The following is a 20,782-nucleotide window of genomic DNA, read 5'->3' as shown; positions in this document are numbered from 1 at the left end:
ATAGCTGCGTCAGTGTTCACCGTTCGCGGCTGATTACCAAAGGAATGTCATGAACTCTTGGATCGCGAATATCAGCGTTATGCTCAAGCTGGCTTTGGGCTTTGCCGTTGTGCTGCTTCTGACCGCTGTCCTTGCCGCGACCGGCTGGTTCAGTCTGGGGAAAATGATCGAGCGCACTGATCGAATGACCAGCATTACCGAACTCGGCAACCGTCTTGATCTCTTGCGCAGGGCTCGCTTGCAATACCAGCTGGACAAGGGCGATGAACAAAAGGGGGCATTGATCCAGGCGGCGCTGGAGCAGTTTGTCGCCAAGCAGAAAAGCCTTGCAAGCGAGTTGAAGAAGCCTGAAAACCTGAAAAAACTTGCGCTGATCGAGCAGGCCAGCACGCAGTATCAAGTGGCACTGAATGCGATGCGCGAGGCCTATCGCAATGACGCAGCCATGCGCAAGGAGATGGGTGTCAATGCGGTCAAGGGGGCCGCGCTGATTGCCAAGGTCATCAATGACGTAGAAGCAATGCCTGCTTCGGATGAGCGACGTTTCGAGTTGTACAGGATCATCCTCAAGGCCAAGGAGGACGTGGCGTTGGTCCGTTATGAAGTGCGTGGCTACACCGGCAATCCCAACAGCACCACCGAACAGGCCGCCAGCCGCCAGATCGAAAATACGCTCAAGGGCATTGAAACCCTCAACGGCGCTTTCGGCCCGGCCTATGCCGACACCATCAAGCAGCTGGAAACCGCACTGATTGCTTACCGCCGTTCCGTGCAGAACTTCACCGCCAGCAACCAGGCCATTGGCAAGGCTGTGCAGGACACCATCGATTTGGGTGACACCATTACCCGTCTCTCTGAAGAAATGTATGCCAGCCAACTGGTCTCCCGTGACGAAGACAGCGCCCAGGCCCGCATTCTGCAACTGAGCTGTACGGCCTTGGCAATGCTGTTGGGGATTCTTGCGGCCATGATCATCACTCGCCAGATTACGCGGCCGTTGCAGGACACATTGGCGGTGGTCGAGCGCATTGCAGCAGGCGACCTCACGCAAGACATGGTCGTGACCCGCAGTGATGAACTGGGTGTCTTGCAGCAAGGTATCCAGCGCATGGGCACCACGTTGCGCGACCTGATCGGTGGCATCCGCGATGGTGTCACCCAGATCGCCAGCGCCGCCGAAGAGTTATCGGCCGTCACCGAGCAGACCAGTGCCGGGGTCAATAGTCAGAAGACCGAGACCGACCAGGTGGCTACCGCCATGCACGAAATGTCGGCCACCGTGCATGAAGTCGCGCGTAATGCCGAACAGGCTTGCACGGTCGCCTCGGAGGCCGATGCACAGGCCCGTATTGGCGACCAGGTCGTCGCGCAGGCCATCGTTCAGATCGAGCGTTTGGCCAGCGAAGTCGGGCGCTCCGTCGACGCCATGGATGAGTTGGAACAGGAAAGCGCGCGCATCGGCAAGATCATGGACGTGATCAAGGCGGTGGCCGAGCAGACCAACTTGCTGGCCCTTAACGCCGCTATCGAAGCTGCCCGCGCGGGTGACGCCGGGCGCGGTTTTGCCGTGGTCGCCGATGAAGTGCGTGGGCTGGCCCAGCGTACCCAGCATTCCACCGAAGAGATTGAAAGCCTGGTGGCGGGCTTGCAGAACGGCACGCGCCAGGTGTCGAGCATCATGCGAAATAGCCGCGAACTGACCGACAGCAGCGTGGAATTGGCTGGCAAGGCTGGCATCTCCCTGGGCAACATCACCCAGGCGGTTTCTGGCATCCAGGCCATGAACCAGCAGATTGCCGCTGCTGCGGTGCAACAAAGCTCGGTGGCCGAGGACATCAGTCGCAGTATCCTGAGCGTGCGCGATGTATCCGAGCAGACCGCCTCGGCCAGCGAAGAAACCGCCGCTTCCAGCGTCGAGCTGGCGCGCCTGGGTAACCAGTTGCAGCAACTGGTCAGTCACTTCAAAGTGTAAAAAACGGCGAAAAAAAAGCCCCGAACCAGTCGGGGCTTCAGATCGTCGGCTTTGCGTTTAGTTTTTATTCGGTCCGCAAGGGCCGTTACTCATCGATCAGTGGAACTGTTCTTCTTCGGTCGAACCGGTCAGAGCGGTCACCGACGAAGTGCCGCCCTGGATCACGGTGGTCATGTCGTCGAAGTAGCCGGTGCCCACTTCCTGTTGGTGAGCCACGAAGGTGTAGCCCTTGGCGGCGTCGGCGAATTCCTGCTCCTGCAGCTTCACGTAGGCGGTCATGTCGTTGCGGGCGTAGTCGTGCGCCAGGTTGAACATGCTGTGCCACATGTTGTGAATGCCGGCCAGGGTGATGAACTGGTGCTTGTAGCCCATGGCGGACAGTTCGCGCTGGAACTTGGCGATGGTCGCGTCGTCCAGGTTTTTCTTCCAGTTGAAGGAAGGCGAGCAGTTGTACGACAGGATCTGGTCCGGGTATTCCTTCTTGATGGCTTCGGCGAAACGGCGAGCCTCGTCCAGGTCCGGCTTGGCGGTTTCGCACCAGATCAGGTCGGCGTATGGCGCGTAGGCCAGGCCACGGGCGATGGCCTGGTCGAGGCCGGCGCGGACCTTGTAGAAGCCTTCCTGGGTGCGGGTGCCGGTCACGAACGGCTGGTCGTACGGGTCGCAGTCGGAGGTCAACAGGTCAGCGGCGTTGGCGTCGGTACGGGCCAGGATGATGGTCGGTACACCGGCAACGTCGGCGGCCAGACGGGCAGCTGTCAGTTTCTGCACGGCTTCCTGGGTCGGTACCAGTACCTTGCCGCCCATGTGGCCGCATTTCTTCACCGACGCCAGCTGGTCTTCGAAGTGAACGCCGGCGGCGCCTGCCTCGATCATGCTCTTCATCAGTTCGTAGGCGTTCAGGACGCCGCCGAAACCGGCCTCGGCGTCAGCCACGATTGGCGCGAAGTAGTCGATGTAGCCTTCATCGCCCGGGTTCTTGCCGGCTTTCCACTGGATCTGGTCGGCGCGACGGAACGAGTTGTTGATGCGCTTGACCACGGTCGGAACCGAATCCACCGGGTACAGCGACTGGTCGGGGTACATCGATTCGGCGGAGTTGTTGTCCGCGGCCACTTGCCAGCCCGACAGGTAGATCGCCTGGATGCCGGCCTTGACTTGCTGTACGGCCTGGCCGCCGGTCAGGGCGCCCATGCAGTTGACGAAATCTTTCTCGGGACGGAAGGATGGCTTGGCGCCCTGGGTCACCAGGTTCCACAGCTTTTCGGCGCCCATTTTCGCAAAGGTGTGCTCAGGTTGAACCGAGCCACGCAGGCGGACGACGTCAGCAGCGGAATAATTGCGCTTCACGCCTTTCCAGCGTGGGTTCTCAGCCCAGTCTTTTTCAAGGGCTGCAATTTGCTGTTCGCGTGTCAGTGCCATGGAAATAAACCTCGTCGCATCGTCGGGTGTGGAAGATTCCTGCTCCTGCCGATCCGCCAGTCATTGGCGAAGAAGGCTGCTCGCTGGCCAGGGGGCCGGGCATACAAGTCGGTTCAGGCGGGGAGGCGACGGGATGAACGATGGGCTCGAGGGGAAAGTGAGCAGGTAGAGGCGAACTGCGGGCGCATTCGGGCGTCGTGGGCCCTTGTACGAACTCAGAGTGATGCCGGGTTACCTAGTTACGCTTCCGTCCCTCGGGACAACTTCGTTCCAGTCGCAACCTCGTCAAACACACCTTGTGGGCAGTACAGACACGAATCGGCTTGCGGGGTAGGTGCAAGCGGCGACCCGAAGGCCCTTGCCAGGGCCCCTGATTAGCGGGAGCGAGGCCATCATGCCTTCGGTTTTTTGGCTCGTCAAACGTTTTGTAGTGCTTTTTTTCAAGCACTACATCTTTGGTCTAATACGACTCATCAGTCAGTTTTTGGTGCTTCAGTTCAGGGTATCGACTTTGACCCGCAGAATCATGTCGTCGCGGCCTTGTGTCGAGTAGCTGCGGGTCAGGCCCTGTTTATCGGCCTGAGTCTGGCGATTCACGCCCGCCAGGGTGATCCATTCACCCAGCCGTCCGCTGACAGTTGTGTCGGTACTCTGAACGTTCACTACATCGGGACGTTCCTGGCTCATGCGGTCACGGTTGGTACTGATGCTCAGATGAACGGTCTCGCCGGTGACGCTCGCCGTGACATAAAAACCCTGGGTGACGTTGCGGTATTCGGTCTGGCTTTGCATGCGACCGTAGCTGTCGGTCTGGTTGCTGGTGAACGGTACGCTCTGGCCGACCTGGATCAGCGCCGGTTGGCCTTCGCTGGCTTGTACCTGTTGCACGCCACCGTCACGGCTGGCCGTGCTGCGGTTGATGATGCGGGTCTGGCTGGGGGCGGCACCGTTGATGGAATACCCCTGGTCGCCTTGTAAGTTGTTTTCGTTGGTGTCGACCGTGATCAGCAGACGCTTGGGGGCGGTGTCCAGTTGCGCGAGGAATTGCCGGAGTTCCTCGATCTTGCCGGGCTCGGCATTGACGATCAGTTGATTGCCATAGGCGCTGACCTGGCCATCCTTGCCGATGAAGTTCTGCGCCACCGGAAGCAGGTCGGCGCTGGTGCGGTAGTTCAACGGCACGATTTGCGTGTCGGCCATGACCGACAGGCTGCAGCCGAGCAGCAGGGTGGCCAGGAGGGTGCGTAGCGACATTCCATTTCTCCGCGGGACAAAGGCTTGATATTGCCAGTTTGTCGGCCCAGGGTGGGGCAAGTTGAATGATAGACGGCAAAACGCCCCGGCATCGGTGGGTGGCGGGGCGTTCCAGGTGTTGCAAGGTGGTCTTGTGGCGAGGGGATAAATCCCCTCGCCACAGATAAATCCCCTACTCACAGAGGATCGCATCAAGCCGAATGCCGCACCATATCCACATGGGGAATCCCGGCTTCCAGGAATTCCTCGCTGACCACCGCAAAACCCAGCCGCTCATAGAACGGCGTGGCATGCACCTGGGCGCTGAGCTTCTGTTGCTGGAGCCCGCGCTTCTCGGCTTCGGCGATCAGCGCGTGCATCAGCGCATCGCCCACTTTCAGGCCGCGCCAGTCCTTGAGCACCGAAACACGGCCAATATGACCGTCGGTCAGCAGGCGTGCGGTGCCGATGGGGAAGTCGCCTTCGAAGGCGAGGAAGTGCACCGCGCCCTGATCGTCGGCATCCCATTCCAGCTCGGGCGGGACGCATTGCTCGACAATGAACACGCTCTCACGAATGCGCCGGATCTCGGCGTTATCCTTTTGCCAGTCTGCGACACGAACGTGGATTTTATTCATCGGCGAACCCCAGGCTGCCTTGCTTGACCAACTCGCAGATCAGGCCGCGACCGTCTTCGTCGGCCAGCCATGGGCCGAGGTTTTCAATGTGCAGGGCATCGGCCGCGCAGATCATTTTCAACAGCTCGCGCAGCTTGCCCGGCAAGTAGCGGCTCTGGCCGCTGGCGAACAGCAGCAGGTCGTCATCGACTTCCGACCAGGCCAGGCGCGCGCTCGGGTTACGGATGATCACGGCGCCCTGTTCAAGGCCGGCCAGCAGGTCGTCTTCTTCCAGCTCGGGGCCTACCACCAGTTCCGGGTAGCGCGGCTCGGTCATGAACTGGCCGAACCAGGTCAGCAACAGGCGCTCGTCGCTCATGTGCTCGGCCAGCAAACCCTTGAGGCGGTCGAGGGCGTCGTGTTGGATCTGGTGCGGATCGCTCACCGGGCGCGCGTCGGCGTCGGTGTAGCGTTCCTCGTCCGGCAGGAACTGGCTAAGGAAATCGGTGAAGTGGGTCAGCACTTCGGCGGCGCTCGGTGCGCGGAAACCCACGGAGTAGGTCATGCAGTCATCCACGGCCACGCCGCAGTGGGCCAGGCGTGGCGGCAGGTAGAGCATGTCGCCCGGCTCCAGGACCCACTCGTCGGTGGCCGCGAAGTCGGCGAGGATGCGCAGGTCGGCGTGGGGCAACAGGGGGCTGTCGGAGTCGCACATCTGGCCGATTTTCCAGTTGCGCTTGCCATGGCCTTGCAGCAGGAACACGTCGTAGTTGTCGAAGTGCGGACCTACGCTGCCACCCGGGGCGGCGAAGCTGATCATCACGTCGTCGATACGCCAGCTCGGCAGGAAGCGGAAGTGCTCCAGCAGTTCGCTGACTTCCGGGACGAACTGGTCGACCGCCTGCACCAGCAGGGTCCAGTCACGCTCCGGCAGTTTGCTGAATTCGTCTTCGGCGAACGGGCCACGACGCAGTTCCCAAGGGCGCTCGCCGTGCTCGAGCACCAGGCGCGATTCGACTTCTTCTTCCAGGGCCAGGCCGGCCAGTTCGTCGGCATCGATCGGGCTTTCGAAGTCGGGAATCGCCTGGCGGATCAACAGCGGTTTTTTCTGCCAGTAGTCGCGCAGGAACTCCCGTGCCGTGATGCCGCTCAGGAGTTGCAGAGGAATGTCAGGATTCATGTGTAACCTATTGAAAAAATATACTTTTCAGACGCGAATAAAAACGCCCGGCGCGGCCGGGCGTCTCAAGGGTGCAGCGATGTGTCAGATGCGCTTGGCTTGTGCCGCCGCGTTGCCGATGTAGCTGGCCGGGGTCAGCTTCTTCAGCTCCGACTTGGCATCGGCAGGCATGTCCAGGCCGTCGATGAAAGTCTGCAGCGCTTCAGGGCTGATGCCCTTGCCACGGGTCAGTTCTTTCAGCTTTTCGTACGGGTTTTCGATGTTGTAGCGACGCATCACGGTCTGGATCGGTTCGGCCAGGACTTCCCAGCAGGCGTCCAGGTCGGCGGCGATCTTCTGCTCGTTCAGTTCCAGCTTGCCGATGCCCTTGAGGCTGGCTTCGTAGGCGATGACGCTGTGGGCAAAGCCCACGCCCAGGTTGCGCAGCACGGTGGAGTCGGTCAGGTCGCGCTGCCAGCGGGAGATCGGCAGTTTGCTCGCCAGGTGCTGGAACAGTGCGTTGGCGATGCCCAGGTTGCCTTCGGAGTTTTCGAAGTCGATCGGGTTGACCTTGTGCGGCATGGTCGAGGAACCGATTTCGCCGGCAATGGTGCGCTGCTTGAAGTAACCCAGGGAGATGTAGCCCCAGATGTCGCGGTCGAAGTCGATCAGGATGGTGTTGAAGCGTGCGATCGCATCGAACAGCTCGGCGATGTAGTCGTGCGGCTCGATCTGGGTGGTGTACGGGTTGAAGCTCAGGCCCAGTTCGTCTTCGATGAAGGCGCGGGCGTTGGCTTCCCAGTCGATCTGCGGGTAGGCCGACAGGTGGGCGTTGTAGTTGCCCACGGCGCCGTTGATCTTGCCCAGCAGCGGCACGGCGGCGACTTGAGCGATCTGACGCTCCAGGCGGTACACCACGTTGGCCAGTTCCTTGCCCAGGGTAGTCGGCGACGCCGGTTGACCATGGGTACGGGACAGCATCGGCACGTCGGCAAAACGGATTGCCAGCTCGCGGATCGCCTGGGCGACCTGGCGCATCAGCGGCAGCATCACCTCATCACGGCCTTCGCGCAGCATCAGCGCGTGAGACAGGTTGTTGATGTCCTCGCTGGTGCAGGCGAAGTGGATGAACTCACTGACGTTGGCCAGTTCCGGCAGCTTGGCCGCCTGCTCCTTGAGCAGGTATTCGATCGCCTTGACGTCGTGGTTGGTGGTGCGCTCGATCTCTTTGACGCGCTCGGCGTGCTCCAGCGCGAAGTTGTCCGCCAGGGTGTTGAGCACCGCGTTGGCTTCGGCGGAAAACGCCGGGACTTCGCCGATGGCGGGGTGGGCGGCCAGGCGCTGGAGCCAGCGCACTTCAACCAGGACGCGGGCACGGATCAGGCCGTACTCGCTGAAAATCGGGCGCAGGGCCTGGGTTTTGCCGGCGTAGCGGCCGTCTACAGGGGAAACCGCAGTGAGCGAAGAGAGCTGCATGGGGTGTTCTCGGACAGTCGGGCAACGAAATGGGGCGCGTATCATACATGAAAACAAGCGCCGGTCCGTCGCCAACTGACCGGCGTATTACGCGTGATGAAGTAAAAAAAACGGGTTGAGGCGACTTATTCGTTGCGCATCAACGGGTAAAGCTCTTTCAGCAATTTGCGTCGGCTGATCACCAACTGCCAGCGATGCCCACCCAATTGCCGCCACAGCCGTGCCGAACGGATGCCCGCCAGCAACAGGGCGCGAATCTTCGAGGCGTTGCTGGGTTGCTGCAGGTTGCGCATGTCGCCGTGCACCTGGATACGCTGGCGCAGGGTGCTCAGGGTGTCCTGGTACAGCGCGCCGCAGGCGGCGATGACGTTTTCGTGGGAGGGGCCGAAATGCTCGACCTGGGACTGGATCTGCGGCAGGCGCTTGCCGATGGTGTCCAGCAGGTCGTCGCGCTTGGCGAGCTGGCGCTCGAGGCCCAGCATCGACAGGGCATAGCGCAGCGGCTCGCGTTGCAGGGCGCTGGGGTCGCGCTCCAGGGCGCCGATCAGCGCACGATAGCCTTCGCGCAGGTTCAGGTCGTCGCCGCCATAGACTTCCAGGGTGTCCTTGGGGTCGCGTACCAGCAGGCTGCCGAGCATGCAGCTCAGGCCGGCCTCGGAGGTCTGGCCGGTCTTGGCGATCCGGTCCACCAGCACGGCGGCGAGGAATACACCGCCCAACGCTGTCAGTTGCTCCTGGGTCGGGCTCATACCTTGCTGCTCCACGGCTCAGCGACTTCGATCACGCCGCCGCCCAGGCAGATTTCCCCGTCATAGAACACCACGGACTGGCCGGGCGTCACTGCACGTTGTGGATCGTCGAAGGTGGCACGGTAGCCCGTGGCGGTCTTTTCCAGGGTGCAGGGCTGGTCGCTCTGGCGATAGCGCACCTTGGCCGTCAGGCGGCGCGGCTCGCTCAGGTCGATGGGGTTGACCCAATAGATGTCGGAAGCGAGCAGGGCGCGGGAAAACAACCAGGGGTGGTCGTTGCCCTGGCCGACGATCAGCTCGTTGTGCTCCAGGTCCTTGATCAGCACGTACCACGGTTCTTCGCCGGCGTCCTTCAACCCGCCGATGCCCAGGCCCTGGCGCTGGCCGATGGTGTGATACATCAGGCCATGGTGACGGCCGATGACTTCGCCTTCGGTGGTCTTGATCTCACCCGGTTGGGCCGGCAGGTACTGCTTGAGGAAATCGCTGAAGCGCCGTTCGCCGATGAAGCAGATCCCGGTGGAATCCTTCTTCTTCGCGGTGGCGAGGGCGTGTTTCTCGGCGATGGCCCGGACTTCGGGCTTTTCCAGTTCACCTACCGGGAACAGGGTCTTGGCAATCTGCTCGCCGCCGACGGCGTGCAGGAAGTAGCTCTGGTCCTTGTTCGGGTCCAGGCCCTTGAGCAGTTCGGTGCGCCCGTCGATGTCGCGGCGGCGCACGTAGTGACCGGTGGCGATCAGGTCGGCGCCCAGCATCATGGCGTAGTCGAGGAACGCCTTGAACTTGATTTCGCGGTTGCAGAGGATGTCCGGGTTCGGCGTGCGGCCGGCCTTATACTCGGCCAGGAAGTGCTCGAACACGTTGTCCCAGTACTCGGCGGCGAAGTTGGCGGTGTGCAGCTTGATGCCGATCTTGTCGCACACGGCCTGGGCGTCCGCCAGGTCGTCCATGGCGGTGCAGTATTCGGTTCCGTCGTCTTCTTCCCAGTTCTTCATGAACAGGCCTTCCACCTCATAACCCTGCTCGATCAGCAGAAGGGCGGAAACGGAAGAGTCCACGCCGCCGGACATGCCGACAATGACGCGCTTCTTGGTGGTGCCGGAAGGAGCTGGATCACGCATAGGGATTCAATGAGTGTCTTGAAAAAGGACGCGATTCTATCAGGCCCGGGCGCGCAAGGCTAAAGGGAAGGACGGATCAGTGCCAGGCTGTGGCGATGGCCGGCCAGATAATCGTCGATGCAGCGGATGATCAGCTCGCTGCGCCAATGGTCGCGTCGTTCGAGCAGTTCGTCGCGGCTCAGCCAGCGGGCCCCCAGGATGCCGTCGTCCAGTTGATAGTCGGGGTGGTGCTTGAGCGCTCTGGCGGCGAAGCAGACCCGCTGGTAGGTCACGCCATTGCTGGGGGCGGTATACAGGTAGATGCCGATCACGCTGGTGGGTTCGACGTCCCAGCCGGTTTCTTCCAGGGTCTCGCGCACGGCGGCTTCGATCAGGGTCTCGTCCGGGTCCAGGTGCCCGGCGGGCTGGTTGAGCACGGCGCGCCCGCCCTTGGATTCTTCCACCATGAGGAAGCGGCCGTTGTCCTCGACGATGGTGGCGACGGTGATGTGGGGTTTCCAATCCATGTGGTTTCCTCGAAATTTGAATAGTGAAACACAAGCCCTGTGGGAGCGAGCCTGCTCGCGATAGCGGTGGGTCAGCCAATACAAGTGTTGGATGATAAACCGCTATCGCGAGCAGGCTCGCTCCCACAGGGGCGGTGAATTCAAAAACTGCAGCTGATCCCCAGCCAGAAGTGAATGGGCTGGAAACACAAACCCCGGCACAAGGCCGGGGTTTGTGTTGCTTCCTTACAACCTTACACCAGCGCAGCGATGGCCGCGTTGAAGGTGGCGCTCGGGCGCATGGCCTTGCTGGTCAGCTCAGGGTTGGCGAAGTAGTAGCCGCCGATGTCCACTGGCTTGCCTTGAACGGCATTGAGCTCGGCAACGATTTTTTCTTCGTTGTCGGTCAGCGTCTTGGCCAGGGTGGTGAACTGCGCCTTGAGGGCTGCGTCGTCATCCTGGGCGGCCAGTGCCTGGGCCCAGAACAGGGTCAGGTAGAAGTGGCTGCCGCGGTTGTCGATACCGCCGACCTTGCGCGAAGGCGACTTGTTGCGGTCCAGGAACTCGCCAGTCGCCTGGTCGAGCGTCTTGGCCAGCACCAGCGCTTTCGGGTTGTTGTAGGTCACGCCCAGGTGTTCCAGGGAAGCGGCCAGAGCCAGGAATTCGCCCAGGGAATCCCAACGCAGGAAGTTTTCTTCCAGCAGTTGTTGGACGTGCTTGGGTGCCGAACCGCCAGCGCCGGTTTCGAACAGGCCGCCACCGTTCATCAGCGGCACGATGGACAGCATCTTGGCGCTGGTGCCCAGTTCCATGATCGGGAACAGGTCGGTCAGATAGTCGCGCAGTACGTTGCCGGTCACCGAGATGGTGTCCTTGCCTTCGCGGGTGCGAGCCAGGGTGAACTTCATCGCGTCGACCGGCGACATGATGCGCAGGTCCAGACCGCTGGTGTCGTGGTCCTTCAGGTAAGCCTGAACCTTCTCGATCACCACGCCGTCATGGGCGCGCATCGGGTCCAGCCAGAAGATGGCCGGGGTGTCGCTGGCGCGGGCACGGTTGACGGCCAGCTTGACCCAATCCTGGATCGGTGCGTCCTTGGTCTGGCACATGCGGAAGATGTCGCCAGCCTCGACGTTCTGCTCCAGCAGGGTGCGACCGGTGCTGTCCGAGACACGGACCACGCCGTCGGCCTTGATCTGGAAGGTCTTGTCGTGGGAGCCGTACTCTTCGGCTTTCTTGGCCATCAGGCCGACGTTCGGCACGCTGCCCATGGTGGTGGGGTCGAAGGCGCCATTGGCCTTGCAGTCTTCGATCACCGCCTGGTAGATGGTGGCATAGCAGCGATCCGGGATCACGGCCTTGGTGTCGTGCAGCTGGCCGTCGGTGCCCCACATCTTGCCGGAGTCACGGATCATGGCCGGCATCGAGGCGTCGACGATGACGTCGCTCGGCACGTGCAGGTTGGTGATGCCCTTGTCGGAGTTGACCATCGCCAGGGATGGGCGCGCCGCGTAGACCGCCTGGATATCGGCTTCGATCTGCGCCTGCTGCTCGGCCGGCAGGGCCTTGATGCGGGCGTACAGGTCGCCGATGCCGTTGTTCAGGTTGAAGCCGATCTGCTCCAGGACCTGGGCGTGCTTGGCCAGGGCGTCTTTATAGAACTCGGCGACGATCTGACCGAACATGATCGGGTCGGAGACCTTCATCATGGTGGCCTTGAGGTGAACCGACAGCAGTACGCCTTTTTGCTTGGCGTCTTCGATTTCGGCGGCGATGAAGTCGCGCAGGGCGTTCTTGCTCATCACGGCGCAATCGAGGATCTCACCGGCTTCAACGGTGGTCTTTTCCTTCAGGACGGTGGCAGTGCCATCCTGGGCGATCAGCTCGATTTTCACGCTGCCGGCGGCGTCGATCAGGGCGGCTTTTTCGCTGCCATAGAAATCGCCGGTGCTCATGTGGGCCACGTGGGATTTGGAGTCGGCTGCCCAGGCGCCCATCTTGTGCGGGTGCTTGCGGGCATAGTTCTTGACCGACAGCGGTGCGCGGCGGTCGGAGTTGCCTTCACGCAGGACCGGGTTCACGGCGCTGCCCTTGACCTTGTCGTAGCGGGCCTTGGCTTCTTTGTCGGCTTCGCTGGTCACGGTTTCCGGGTAGTCCGGCAGTGCGTAGCCCTGGGCCTGCAATTCCTTGATCGCGGCCTGCAGTTGCGGCACCGAGGCGCTGATGTTCGGCAGCTTGATGATATTGGCTTCAGGCGTAACGGCCAGGTCGCCCAGTTCGGCGAGGTGGTCGGCTACGGCTTTGTCACCCAGTTGCTCGGGGAAGCTGGCCAGGATGCGCCCTGCGAGGGAGATGTCGCGGGTTTCCACGGCGATCTCGGCCGAAGCGGTGAAGGCTTCGATGATCGGCAGCAGTGAATAGGTGGCGAGGGCGGGCGCTTCGTCGGTGAAGGTATAGATGATCTTCGAGCGGGTGGGCATATTCGGATTAACTCTCTTCTTTGCTAAAGCATGCGCAGAAACTCGAGGGGCGCCGGGTAAGCGCGTTCGTTCAAAGTCAGCCGTGAGCCGAATGTCGAGGTTTCTTCGCGGTGATGTTGGGTGCATCAGTCGAGCGTCAAGCGGTCGGGCCGCGGTAACGGTCCGGCTTTGCAACTGGCGGGAAGGCCCTTGGTAGAGCAGTCAGCCGTCGTGACCCTGCGGTCAGCGGCGGCATTATACATAGGTAGCTGGCAATCTGCCGATGGTTCATAGACCTCCGTACACGTCCATTGGTCTAAACGTCGCAGGCCCGGCGTGGTGGGCTATGCTCATATTTGGCGCTTTTCCCTTGTTTTTCAGGCTTGTACGCCTCGAACTGTGCGACTTTCCCGTCGATGGGCCTAACGTAGGGTTTGCGCGTCGATTCAACTGGGGTACGCTCGAACGCAGCCAGATGTTCAATCCAAGCAATGGAGTTCAGCATGGGGTATCAAAAGATTCAGGTTCCGGCCGTCGGTGACAAAATCACCGTCAATGCAGACCATTCTCTTAATGTTCCCGACAACCCGATCATCCCCTTCATTGAAGGCGACGGCATTGGCGTCGACATCAGTCCGGTCATGATCAAGGTTGTGGACGCTGCGGTTCAGAAGGCCTACGGCGGCAAGCGCAAGATTTCCTGGATGGAAGTCTATGCCGGTGAAAAAGCCACCCAGGTCTACGACCAGGACACCTGGCTGCCCCAGGAAACCCTGGACGCGGTCAAGGATTACGTGGTTTCCATCAAGGGCCCCCTGACCACGCCGGTCGGTGGTGGTATCCGTTCGTTGAACGTGGCCCTGCGTCAGCAATTGGACCTGTATGTCTGCCTGCGCCCGGTGCGCTGGTTCGAAGGCGTGCCGAGCCCGGTGAAGAAGCCTGGCGATGTGGACATGACGATCTTCCGCGAGAACTCCGAAGACATCTATGCCGGCATCGAGTGGAAGGCCGGTTCGGCCGAAGCCACCAAGGTCATCAAGTTCCTGAAAGAAGAAATGGGCGTCACCAAGATCCGTTTCGACGAAGATTGCGGCATCGGCGTCAAGCCGGTCTCCAAGCAGGGCACCAAGCGTCTGGCGCGCAAGGCCTTGCAATATGTGGTCGACAATGACCGCGATTCGCTGACCATCGTGCACAAAGGCAACATCATGAAGTTCACCGAAGGTGCCTTCAAGGAGTGGGCCTACGAGGTGGCAGCGGAGGAATTTGGCGCCACGCTGCTCGATGGCGGGCCGTGGATGCAGTTCAAGAATCCGAAGACCGGCAAGAACGTGGTCGTCAAGGACGCCATCGCCGATGCGATGCTCCAGCAGATCCTGCTGCGTCCGGCCGAGTACGACGTGATCGCAACCCTCAACCTGAACGGCGACTACCTTTCCGACGCCCTGGCGGCGGAGGTGGGTGGTATCGGTATCGCGCCGGGGGCCAACCTCTCCGACACCGTGGCGATGTTCGAAGCCACCCACGGTACCGCGCCCAAGTATGCGGGCAAGGACCAGGTCAACCCGGGGTCGCTGATCCTGTCGGCAGAAATGATGCTGCGTCACATGGGCTGGACCGAAGCGGCCGACCTGATCATCAAGGGCACCAACGGCGCGATTTCGGCCAAGACCGTGACCTATGACTTCGAACGCTTGATGGAAGGCGCCAAGCTGGTGTCGTCCTCGGGCTTCGGCGATGCCTTGATCTCGCATATGTAAGCGGAATCGCACAATAAAAACGCCCGGCTCGAGTGATCGAGCCGGGCGTCTTGTTGACCGATGACTACAGCTGGTCAGTGGGTTTCGGTGACTCTGGTTTTGACTTTGATTTTTTCGGGAGTGGAGGGCTTGTCGACCTCGACCGGCGAAATATTGACCGCATGCAGGCCCTTGGGCCCTTGAATCACTTCAAATGTCACAGGCTGCCCGGCCTTCAGGGTTTTATAACCATCCATCCTGATTGCCGAGAAATGTGCGAAAAGGTCTTCATCCCTGCCAGACGCCAGAATAAAGCCGTAGCCCTTGGCGTTGTTGAACCATTTCACCTTGCCACTCATCTTGACGACCGACATAGACCATTTCCCTCTGCAACGCACTCCATCACTGGAGTATCATCCAGTTCATCCGCAATCTAATCTTGTTTTAAGGATCGATTCCACGGACCTTTTTAACCCACGATGGGCTCTATTGGTTGTAACACCGTTTTGCTGATAGTCAAGGTGACCTGGCGGCGGCGGTTGAAATCGCCAGCCAGCGCCCCCATCACTGTATTTGCCAACTAAACGAACCTTTCTTTCCATGCATGCAATCAGCCAGATTCGACTAACATTCAATCAGGATCGCCCGGATCTACATGACGACGATTCCGCAGGCATTGCTGTTCAGGAAGCAAAGCCTACGTTGCAGGCGCCACCGATGTATAAGGTGGTTTTGTTCAACGATGACTACACACCGATGGATTTCGTCGTCGAAGTGCTCGAGGTGTTTTTTAACCTGAATCGCGAGCTGGCGACCAAGGTCATGCTGGCCGTTCATACAGAGGGACGGGCAGTATGCGGAGTGTTTACCCGCGACATCGCCGAGACAAAGGCCATGCAGGTCAACCAGTACGCCCGGGAAAGCCAGCATCCGCTACTCTGTGAAATCGAGAAGGACGGTTAACGCCGACCACTTGGGTATGAGGTGAAGCCATGTTAAACCGCGAGCTCGAAGTCACCCTCAATCTAGCCTTCAAGGAGGCCCGTTCGAAGCGTCATGAATTCATGACCGTCGAGCACCTGCTGCTGGCCCTACTGGATAACGAGGCTGCCGCCACCGTTTTGCGTGCCTGTGGCGCAAACCTCGATAAACTCAAGCATGACCTGCAGGAGTTCATTGACTCCACCACGCCATTGATCCCCGTTCATGACGAGGATCGTGAAACCCAGCCAACCCTGGGCTTCCAGCGTGTCCTGCAACGTGCTGTCTTTCATGTGCAGAGCTCGGGCAAGCGTGAAGTCACCGGTGCCAACGTGCTGGTTGCCATCTTCAGCGAACAGGAAAGCCAGGCGGTCTTCCTGCTCAAGCAGCAGAGCGTTGCCCGTATAGATGTCGTCAACTACATCGCCCATGGCATTTCCAAAGTGCCGGGGCATGGCGATCATTCCGAAGGTGAACAGGATATGCAGGACGAGGAGGGTGGTGAGTCTTCTTCTTCGGGCAATCCGCTGGATGCCTATGCCAGCAACCTGAACGAACTGGCGCGCCAGGGACGTATCGATCCGTTGGTCGGGCGCGAAGTCGAGGTCGAGCGCGTTGCGCAGATCCTGGCCCGGCGTCGCAAGAACAACCCGTTGCTGGTGGGCGAGGCGGGCGTGGGTAAAACCGCGATTGCCGAAGGCCTGGCCAAGCGCATCGTCGACAACCAGGTGCCGGACCTGCTGGCCAACAGCGTGGTGTACTCCCTCGACCTGGGCGCCCTGCTGGCCGGCACCAAGTACCGCGGCGATTTCGAGAAGCGCTTCAAGGCATTGCTGGGCGAGTTGAAGAAACGTCCGCAGGCGATTCTGTTCATCGACGAGATCCACACCATCATCGGTGCGGGTGCCGCGTCCGGCGGGGTCATGGACGCCTCGAACCTGCTCAAGCCCCTGCTGTCGTCGGGCGATATCCGTTGCATCGGGTCGACCACCTTCCAGGAGTTCCGCGGGATCTTCGAGAAGGACCGTGCCCTGGCCCGGCGTTTCCAGAAAGTCGATGTCTCGGAGCCTTCGGTGGAAGACACCATCGGTATCCTGCGCGGCCTGAAGGGACGGTTCGAGCTGCACCACAGTATCGAGTACAGCGATGAAGCCCTGCGGGCCGCGGCCGAGCTGGCATCGCGCTACATCAATGACCGACACATGCCGGACAAGGCCATCGACGTGATCGACGAGGCGGGTGCCTATCAGCGCCTGCAGCCGGTAGAGAAGCGCGTCAAGCGCATCGAAGTGCCTCAGGTCGAGGACATCGTGGCGAAAATCGCACGTATTCCGCCCAAGCACGTCACCAGTTCCGACAAGGAACTGCTGCGTAACCTTGAGCGTGACCTGAAGCTGACGGTGTTCGGCCAGGACGCGGCCATCGACTCGTTGTCGACCGCCATCAAGTTGTCCCGCGCCGGTCTCAAGTCGCCGGACAAGCCGGTCGGTTCCTTCCTGTTCGCCGGTCCTACCGGTGTGGGCAAGACCGAGGCTGCGCGGCAACTGGCCAAGGCGATGGGGATCGAGCTGGTACGTTTCGACATGTCCGAGTACATGGAACGCCACACCGTATCGCGTCTGATCGGTGCGCCTCCGGGGTATGTCGGGTTCGACCAGGGCGGCCTGCTGACCGAAGCCATCACCAAGCAACCCCACTGCGTGCTGCTGCTCGATGAAATCGAGAAGGCGCACCCGGAAGTCTTCAACCTGCTCTTGCAGGTCATGGACCACGGTACGCTCACCGATAACAACGGGCGCAAGGCGGACTTCCGCAACGTGATCGTGATCATGACCACCAACGCCGGTGCCGAAACCGCGGCGCGCGCTTCGATCGGTTTCACCCATCAGGACCACTCGTCCGATGCGATGGAAGTGATCAAGAAGAGCTTCACGCCTGAATTCCGCAACCGCCTGGATACCATTATCCAGTTTGGTCGCCTCAGCCATGAGGTCATCAAAAGCGTGGTGGACAAGTTCCTCACCGAACTTCAGGCGCAGCTCGAAGACAAGCGGGTGCTGCTGGAAGTCACCGATGCGGCCCGCAGTTGGCTGGCAGAAGGTGGTTACGATGTGACGATGGGCGCGCGGCCGATGGCTCGCTTGATCCAGGACAAGATCAAGCGTCCGCTGGCCGAGGAAATCCTCTTTGGCGAACTGGCCGAGCATGGCGGTGTGGTCCACATCGACATCAAGGACGGCGAGCTGACCTTCGACTTCGAAACCACGGCCGAAATGGCCTGATCGAAACCTGTAATAAGCAGAAAGGCGCCGGAAGGCGCCTTTCTGCTGTCTTGAAGATATCGAGCCTGTGGGAGCGAGCCTGCTCGCGATAGCGCCGACACATTCAGCATCAATGCAGGCTGATCCACCGCTATCGCGAGCAGGCTCGCTCCCACAGGGAATCTGCGTGGTTATCAAATCCCAGGCAAACAAAAACGCCCGGTATCAGCCGGGCGTTTTGTATTGACCTGTTAGCGGGCGCGGTAAGTGATGCGCCCTTTGCTCAAGTCATAGGGCGTCAGCTCGACGCGCACTTTGTCGCCGGTAAGAATACGAATGTAGTTCTTGCGCATCTTGCCGGAGATGTGCGCGGTAACGACGTGCCCATTTTCCAACTCCACGCGAAACATGGTGTTGGGCAGGGTGTCGACGACAGTGCCTTCCATTTCGAAGCTGTCTTCTTTCGACATGCAGTAAAGCCCTCGGTATCCAGTGAATGGCCCGGTGCAACTGCGCCAGGCAAAAGCGGCGTGCATTGTGCCCGAAAAAGGGGGGGCAAGCCAAGGGGTTCTAGCTGAGGACAACCCAACGTTGGTTAATCAGCAGTTCAATCGGCCGATATTGGGTCTTGTAGTTCATTTTCTTGCAGTTTTTTATCCAATAGCCGAGGTACACCGCTTCCAGGCCAAGGCGTCGTGCTTCGTTGATTTGCCAGAGGATGGCAAAACGTCCCAGGCTGCGCCGTTCTTCTTCCGGCTCATAAAAGGTGTACACCGCCGACAGCCCGTTGGGCAGCAAGTCCGTGACGGCAATCGCCACCAATCGCCCTTCGAGACGGAACTCATAGAAGCGGGAAAACGGCAGGTCGCGCACCAGGAAGGTCGAAAACTGATCGCGGCTGGGCGGGTACATGTCGCCGTCGGCATGGCGCTGCTCGATGTAGCGCTGGTACAGGTCGAAATATTCTTCGCTGAACTGTGGCTTGGCCGGCCGGACCTGGAGATCGGCATTGCGCTTGAAAATGCGTTTCTGCTGGCGATCAGGGGTAAATTGCGCCACGGGAATACGCGCCGGCACGCACGCATTGCAGTGCTGGCAATGGGGCCGGTAGAGATGATCGCCACTGCGCCGAAAACCCATTTCCGACAGGTCTGCATAGACATGCACATCCATGGGCTGGCTAGGGTCGAGGAACAGCGTCGTGGCCTGCTCTTCGGGCAGATAACTGCAAGAGTGAGGTTGAGTGGCATAAAACTTCAAGCGCGCCAACTCGGTCATGATCAACCCTCGGGGTAAGCTTTGGATTAAGTGTAAGCCAATGGGGCAAATGTCGCTCAGCAAACCCAGGTTGCGTGGTTGGGCTGGTCCAGGTGCGCCTTGAGGTAGCCGGCAAATGCCGTGCGGGCAATCGACCGGGCGCCCAGGCTGTGCAAGTGCTCGGTGGGCATCTGACAGTCTATCAGCACAAAACCGGCCGCCTTGAGGTGTTGGACCAGGGTAGCGAAGCCGAATTTCGACGCGTTGTCGGCCCGGCTGAACATGGATTCGCCGAAAAACAGCTGGCCCATGGCCAAGCCGTACAGGCCGCCCACCAACAGGCCCTGGTCCCAGACCTCCACCGAATGGGCGTAACCGCGTCGATGCAGCTCCAGATAGGCGGTTTGCATGGCTTCGGTGATCCAGGTGCCTTCAGCATACGCCCGCGGCGCAGCGCAGGCCTGGATGACCGCGGCGAAGTCCTTGTCGAACGTCACTTCATAGCGCTGCTTGCGCAGGAGCTTGCCCAGGCTGCGCGAGATGTGCAGTTCGTCGGGAAACAACACCGTGCGAGGGTCGGGAGACCACCACAGGATCGGTTGTCCCTCGGAAAACCAGGGAAAACAGCCATGGCGATAAGCCTGGATCAGTCGGTCCGCAGACAGATCGCCACCGGCGGCCAGCAAGCCGTTGGGATCGCGCATGGCTTTTTCCAGGGGTGGAAAGTCGAATGTGTTGCGTTGTAACCAGGTCAGCATTGTTGTCCGAACTTGCAGAAGGGGAGGGCGATGTGGCGAGGGGGTGAAGCCCCTCGCCATGAGCACTGGTTCGAAGATTAACCGTCAAACGGCCGGGATGTCATCGAGATACTTCTCCGCATCCAGCGCGGCCATGCAGCCGGCACCGGCCGAGGTAATGGCCTGTCGATACACATGATCGGCCACATCGCCGGCCGCGAACACGCCTTCGATATCGGTGGCGGTGGCATTGCCTTCGCTGCCGCCGCGCACCAGCAGGTAGCCGTCGCGCATGTTCAACTGGCCCTGGAACAAATCGGTATTGGGCTTGTGGCCGATGGCGATGAACACCCCGGCCAGTTGCAATGTGCTGGTTTCGCCGCTCTGGCTGTTGCGCAGGCGCGCGCCGGTCACGCCGCTGGCGTCCCCGAGCACTTCGTCGAGGTTCTGGTTCCAGTGCAGCCTGATATTGCCGTTGGCGGCTTTTTCGAACAGCTTGTCCTGCAGTATTTTTTCCGAGCGCAGCTTGTCCCGGCGGTGGATCAAATGCACCTCCCGGGCAATGTTGGAGAGGTACAGGGCCTCTTCTACGGCGGTGTTGCCGCCGCCGACCACGGCCACCACCTGGTTGCGGTAAAAGAATCCGTCACAGGTCGCGCAAGCGGAAACGCCTTTGCCGGCGAAGGTTTCCTCCGACGGCAGGCCCAGGTACTGGGCTGACGCGCCGGTGGCGATGATCAGGGCATCGCAGGTGTAGGTGCCGCTGTCGCCGATGAGCTCGAACGGTCGCTGCTGCAACTTGGCGGTGTGGATATGGTCGTAGACGATCTGCGTGTCGAAGCGCTCGGCGTGTCGCTGCATGCGCTCCATCAGGACCGGGCCGGTCAGCCCTTCGACGTCGCCGGGCCAGTTGTCGACCTCGACCGTGGTGGTGAGCTGGCCTCCGGCCTGCATGCCAGTAATGACGACGGGCTTGAGGTTGGCTCGGGCCGCGTAGACGGCGGCACTGTACCCGGCGGGGCCGGAACCGAGAATGATCAGGCGTGAATGCTTCACTTCGTTCATAAAAACACCTCATAAGCCTTTGTCACAAAAGACAATGCATGGTCCAATT

General features: G+C 60.6%; 18 protein-coding genes and 1 pseudogene. 5 read left to right on the top strand and 14 right to left on the bottom strand.

Features of this window, described 5'->3' with window-relative positions; translation table 11 throughout:
- Positions 1-49: 49 nt before the first annotated feature.
- Both CGA22_RS27505 and CGA22_RS27500 read left to right on the top strand, forming a co-directional pair.
- Positions 50-1,069: pseudogene (locus CGA22_RS27505) on the top strand (methyl-accepting chemotaxis protein); the annotation flags it as partial.
- Positions 1,055-1,972 carry a methyl-accepting chemotaxis protein gene (locus CGA22_RS27500; RefSeq protein ID WP_370444485.1) on the top strand — a complete coding sequence of 306 codons (918 nt, stop codon included), beginning with the start codon at positions 1,055-1,057 and terminating at the stop codon, positions 1,970-1,972. The pseudogene CGA22_RS27505 and the gene CGA22_RS27500, both read left to right, overlap by 15 nt.
- A 96-nt stretch (positions 1,973-2,068) precedes the next feature.
- Here CGA22_RS27500 and aceA read toward each other — a convergent pair whose 3' ends face one another.
- The 9 genes from aceA to CGA22_RS16055 all read right to left on the bottom strand — a co-directional run bounded on the left by aceA (position 2,069) and on the right by CGA22_RS16055 (position 12,714).
- Positions 2,069-3,394 carry an isocitrate lyase gene (aceA, locus tag CGA22_RS16095; RefSeq protein WP_041021072.1) on the bottom strand — a complete coding sequence of 442 codons (1,326 nt, stop codon included), beginning with the start codon at positions 3,392-3,394 and terminating at the stop codon, positions 2,069-2,071.
- Positions 3,395-3,886: 492 nt separating this feature from the next.
- Entirely contained in the window at positions 3,887-4,648 is a 762-nt protein-coding gene (locus CGA22_RS16090) for a secretin N-terminal domain-containing protein (RefSeq protein ID WP_041021071.1), read from the bottom strand.
- A 191-nt stretch (positions 4,649-4,839) separates the two neighbouring features.
- Entirely contained in the window at positions 4,840-5,265 is a 426-nt protein-coding gene (locus CGA22_RS16085) for a GNAT family N-acetyltransferase (protein ID WP_041021070.1), read from the bottom strand.
- The gene (locus CGA22_RS16080; protein ID WP_041021069.1) at positions 5,258-6,424 is read right to left on the bottom strand and encodes a cupin domain-containing protein; all 1,167 of its coding nucleotides are present in this window, start codon (positions 6,422-6,424) and stop codon (positions 5,258-5,260) included. Before CGA22_RS16080 ends, CGA22_RS16085 begins: the two co-directional genes overlap by 8 nt.
- An 84-nt stretch (positions 6,425-6,508) precedes the next feature.
- Entirely contained in the window at positions 6,509-7,879 is a 1,371-nt protein-coding gene (gene purB, locus CGA22_RS16075; protein ID WP_041021068.1) for an adenylosuccinate lyase, read from the bottom strand.
- A gap of 125 nt (positions 7,880-8,004) precedes the next feature.
- Positions 8,005-8,628: a high frequency lysogenization protein HflD gene (hflD, locus tag CGA22_RS16070; protein ID WP_041021067.1), complete on the bottom strand. Its 624-nt coding sequence runs from the start codon at positions 8,626-8,628 to the stop codon at positions 8,005-8,007.
- Positions 8,625-9,749, bottom strand: coding sequence for a tRNA 2-thiouridine(34) synthase MnmA (mnmA, locus tag CGA22_RS16065; protein WP_041021066.1), 1,125 nt, complete (start codon positions 9,747-9,749; stop codon positions 8,625-8,627). The genes hflD and mnmA overlap by 4 nt, the downstream gene beginning before the upstream one ends.
- A gap of 59 nt (positions 9,750-9,808) precedes the next feature.
- Positions 9,809-10,255: an NUDIX hydrolase gene (locus CGA22_RS16060; RefSeq protein WP_041021065.1), complete on the bottom strand. Its 447-nt coding sequence runs from the start codon at positions 10,253-10,255 to the stop codon at positions 9,809-9,811.
- A 233-nt stretch (positions 10,256-10,488) separates the two neighbouring features.
- Positions 10,489-12,714, bottom strand: a complete 2,226-nt coding sequence (locus tag CGA22_RS16055; protein ID WP_188258646.1) for an NADP-dependent isocitrate dehydrogenase — start codon at positions 12,712-12,714, stop codon at positions 10,489-10,491.
- 482 nt (positions 12,715-13,196) lie between these two features.
- Between CGA22_RS16055 and icd the strand changes: the two genes are divergently transcribed.
- Entirely contained in the window at positions 13,197-14,453 is a 1,257-nt protein-coding gene (gene icd, locus CGA22_RS16050; RefSeq protein WP_024779303.1) for an NADP-dependent isocitrate dehydrogenase, read from the top strand.
- A gap of 74 nt (positions 14,454-14,527) precedes the next feature.
- Here icd and cspD read toward each other — a convergent pair whose 3' ends face one another.
- On the bottom strand, positions 14,528-14,806 hold the full coding sequence (cspD, locus tag CGA22_RS16045; RefSeq protein ID WP_041023704.1) for a cold shock domain-containing protein CspD: 279 nt from the start codon (positions 14,804-14,806) through the stop codon (positions 14,528-14,530).
- A 226-nt stretch (positions 14,807-15,032) separates the two neighbouring features.
- On the opposite strand from cspD, the gene clpS reads away from it, so the two are divergent.
- Together clpS and clpA are read left to right on the top strand one after the other, a co-directional pair.
- Positions 15,033-15,395, top strand: a complete 363-nt coding sequence (clpS, locus tag CGA22_RS16040) for an ATP-dependent Clp protease adapter ClpS (RefSeq protein ID WP_041023703.1) — start codon at positions 15,033-15,035, stop codon at positions 15,393-15,395.
- A gap of 29 nt (positions 15,396-15,424) precedes the next feature.
- Entirely contained in the window at positions 15,425-17,695 is a 2,271-nt protein-coding gene (gene clpA, locus CGA22_RS16035) for an ATP-dependent Clp protease ATP-binding subunit ClpA (RefSeq protein ID WP_041023702.1), read from the top strand.
- A 230-nt stretch (positions 17,696-17,925) separates the two neighbouring features.
- Here clpA and infA read toward each other — a convergent pair whose 3' ends face one another.
- From infA to trxB, 4 genes are all read right to left on the bottom strand, one after another.
- Complete coding sequence (gene infA / locus CGA22_RS16030; RefSeq protein WP_002553999.1) at positions 17,926-18,144, bottom strand: translation initiation factor IF-1; 219 nt, start codon at positions 18,142-18,144, stop codon at positions 17,926-17,928.
- A 100-nt stretch (positions 18,145-18,244) separates the two neighbouring features.
- Positions 18,245-18,952, bottom strand: a complete 708-nt coding sequence (locus CGA22_RS16025; protein ID WP_041023701.1) for an arginyltransferase — start codon at positions 18,950-18,952, stop codon at positions 18,245-18,247.
- A gap of 56 nt (positions 18,953-19,008) precedes the next feature.
- Positions 19,009-19,689, bottom strand: coding sequence for a leucyl/phenylalanyl-tRNA--protein transferase (gene aat / locus CGA22_RS16020; RefSeq protein ID WP_041023700.1), 681 nt, complete (start codon positions 19,687-19,689; stop codon positions 19,009-19,011).
- An 84-nt stretch (positions 19,690-19,773) separates the two neighbouring features.
- Positions 19,774-20,733, bottom strand: coding sequence for a thioredoxin-disulfide reductase (trxB, locus tag CGA22_RS16015; protein WP_041023699.1), 960 nt, complete (start codon positions 20,731-20,733; stop codon positions 19,774-19,776).
- Between the last annotated feature and the right edge of the window lie 49 nt (positions 20,734-20,782).

This window comes from Pseudomonas sp. PSB18, assembly GCF_014596565.1.
Classification (GTDB): domain Bacteria; phylum Pseudomonadota; class Gammaproteobacteria; order Pseudomonadales; family Pseudomonadaceae; genus Aquipseudomonas.
The sequence above is the reverse complement of the archived record's forward strand: the minus strand, read 5'-3'. Positions and strand labels throughout refer to the sequence as shown.

Coding starts and splice junctions, on each gene's coding strand:
- CGA22_RS27500 (WP_370444485.1), top strand. CDS start 1,055: ATGGTCGTGACCCGCAGTGATGAACTGGGTGTCTTGCAGCAAGGTATC.
- aceA (WP_041021072.1), bottom strand. CDS start 3,394: ATGGCACTGACACGCGAACAGCAAATTGCAGCCCTTGAAAAAGACTGG.
- CGA22_RS16090 (WP_041021071.1), bottom strand. CDS start 4,648: ATGTCGCTACGCACCCTCCTGGCCACCCTGCTGCTCGGCTGCAGCCTG.
- CGA22_RS16085 (WP_041021070.1), bottom strand. CDS start 5,265: ATGAATAAAATCCACGTTCGTGTCGCAGACTGGCAAAAGGATAACGCC.
- CGA22_RS16080 (WP_041021069.1), bottom strand. CDS start 6,424: ATGAATCCTGACATTCCTCTGCAACTCCTGAGCGGCATCACGGCACGG.
- purB (WP_041021068.1), bottom strand. CDS start 7,879: ATGCAGCTCTCTTCGCTCACTGCGGTTTCCCCTGTAGACGGCCGCTAC.
- hflD (WP_041021067.1), bottom strand. CDS start 8,628: ATGAGCCCGACCCAGGAGCAACTGACAGCGTTGGGCGGTGTATTCCTC.
- mnmA (WP_041021066.1), bottom strand. CDS start 9,749: ATGCGTGATCCAGCTCCTTCCGGCACCACCAAGAAGCGCGTCATTGTC.
- CGA22_RS16060 (WP_041021065.1), bottom strand. CDS start 10,255: ATGGATTGGAAACCCCACATCACCGTCGCCACCATCGTCGAGGACAAC.
- CGA22_RS16055 (WP_188258646.1), bottom strand. CDS start 12,714: ATGCCCACCCGCTCGAAGATCATCTATACCTTCACCGACGAAGCGCCC.
- icd (WP_024779303.1), top strand. CDS start 13,197: ATGGGGTATCAAAAGATTCAGGTTCCGGCCGTCGGTGACAAAATCACC.
- cspD (WP_041023704.1), bottom strand. CDS start 14,806: ATGTCGGTCGTCAAGATGAGTGGCAAGGTGAAATGGTTCAACAACGCC.
- clpS (WP_041023703.1), top strand. CDS start 15,033: ATGCATGCAATCAGCCAGATTCGACTAACATTCAATCAGGATCGCCCG.
- clpA (WP_041023702.1), top strand. CDS start 15,425: ATGTTAAACCGCGAGCTCGAAGTCACCCTCAATCTAGCCTTCAAGGAG.
- infA (WP_002553999.1), bottom strand. CDS start 18,144: ATGTCGAAAGAAGACAGCTTCGAAATGGAAGGCACTGTCGTCGACACC.
- CGA22_RS16025 (WP_041023701.1), bottom strand. CDS start 18,952: ATGACCGAGTTGGCGCGCTTGAAGTTTTATGCCACTCAACCTCACTCT.
- aat (WP_041023700.1), bottom strand. CDS start 19,689: ATGCTGACCTGGTTACAACGCAACACATTCGACTTTCCACCCCTGGAA.
- trxB (WP_041023699.1), bottom strand. CDS start 20,733: ATGAACGAAGTGAAGCATTCACGCCTGATCATTCTCGGTTCCGGCCCC.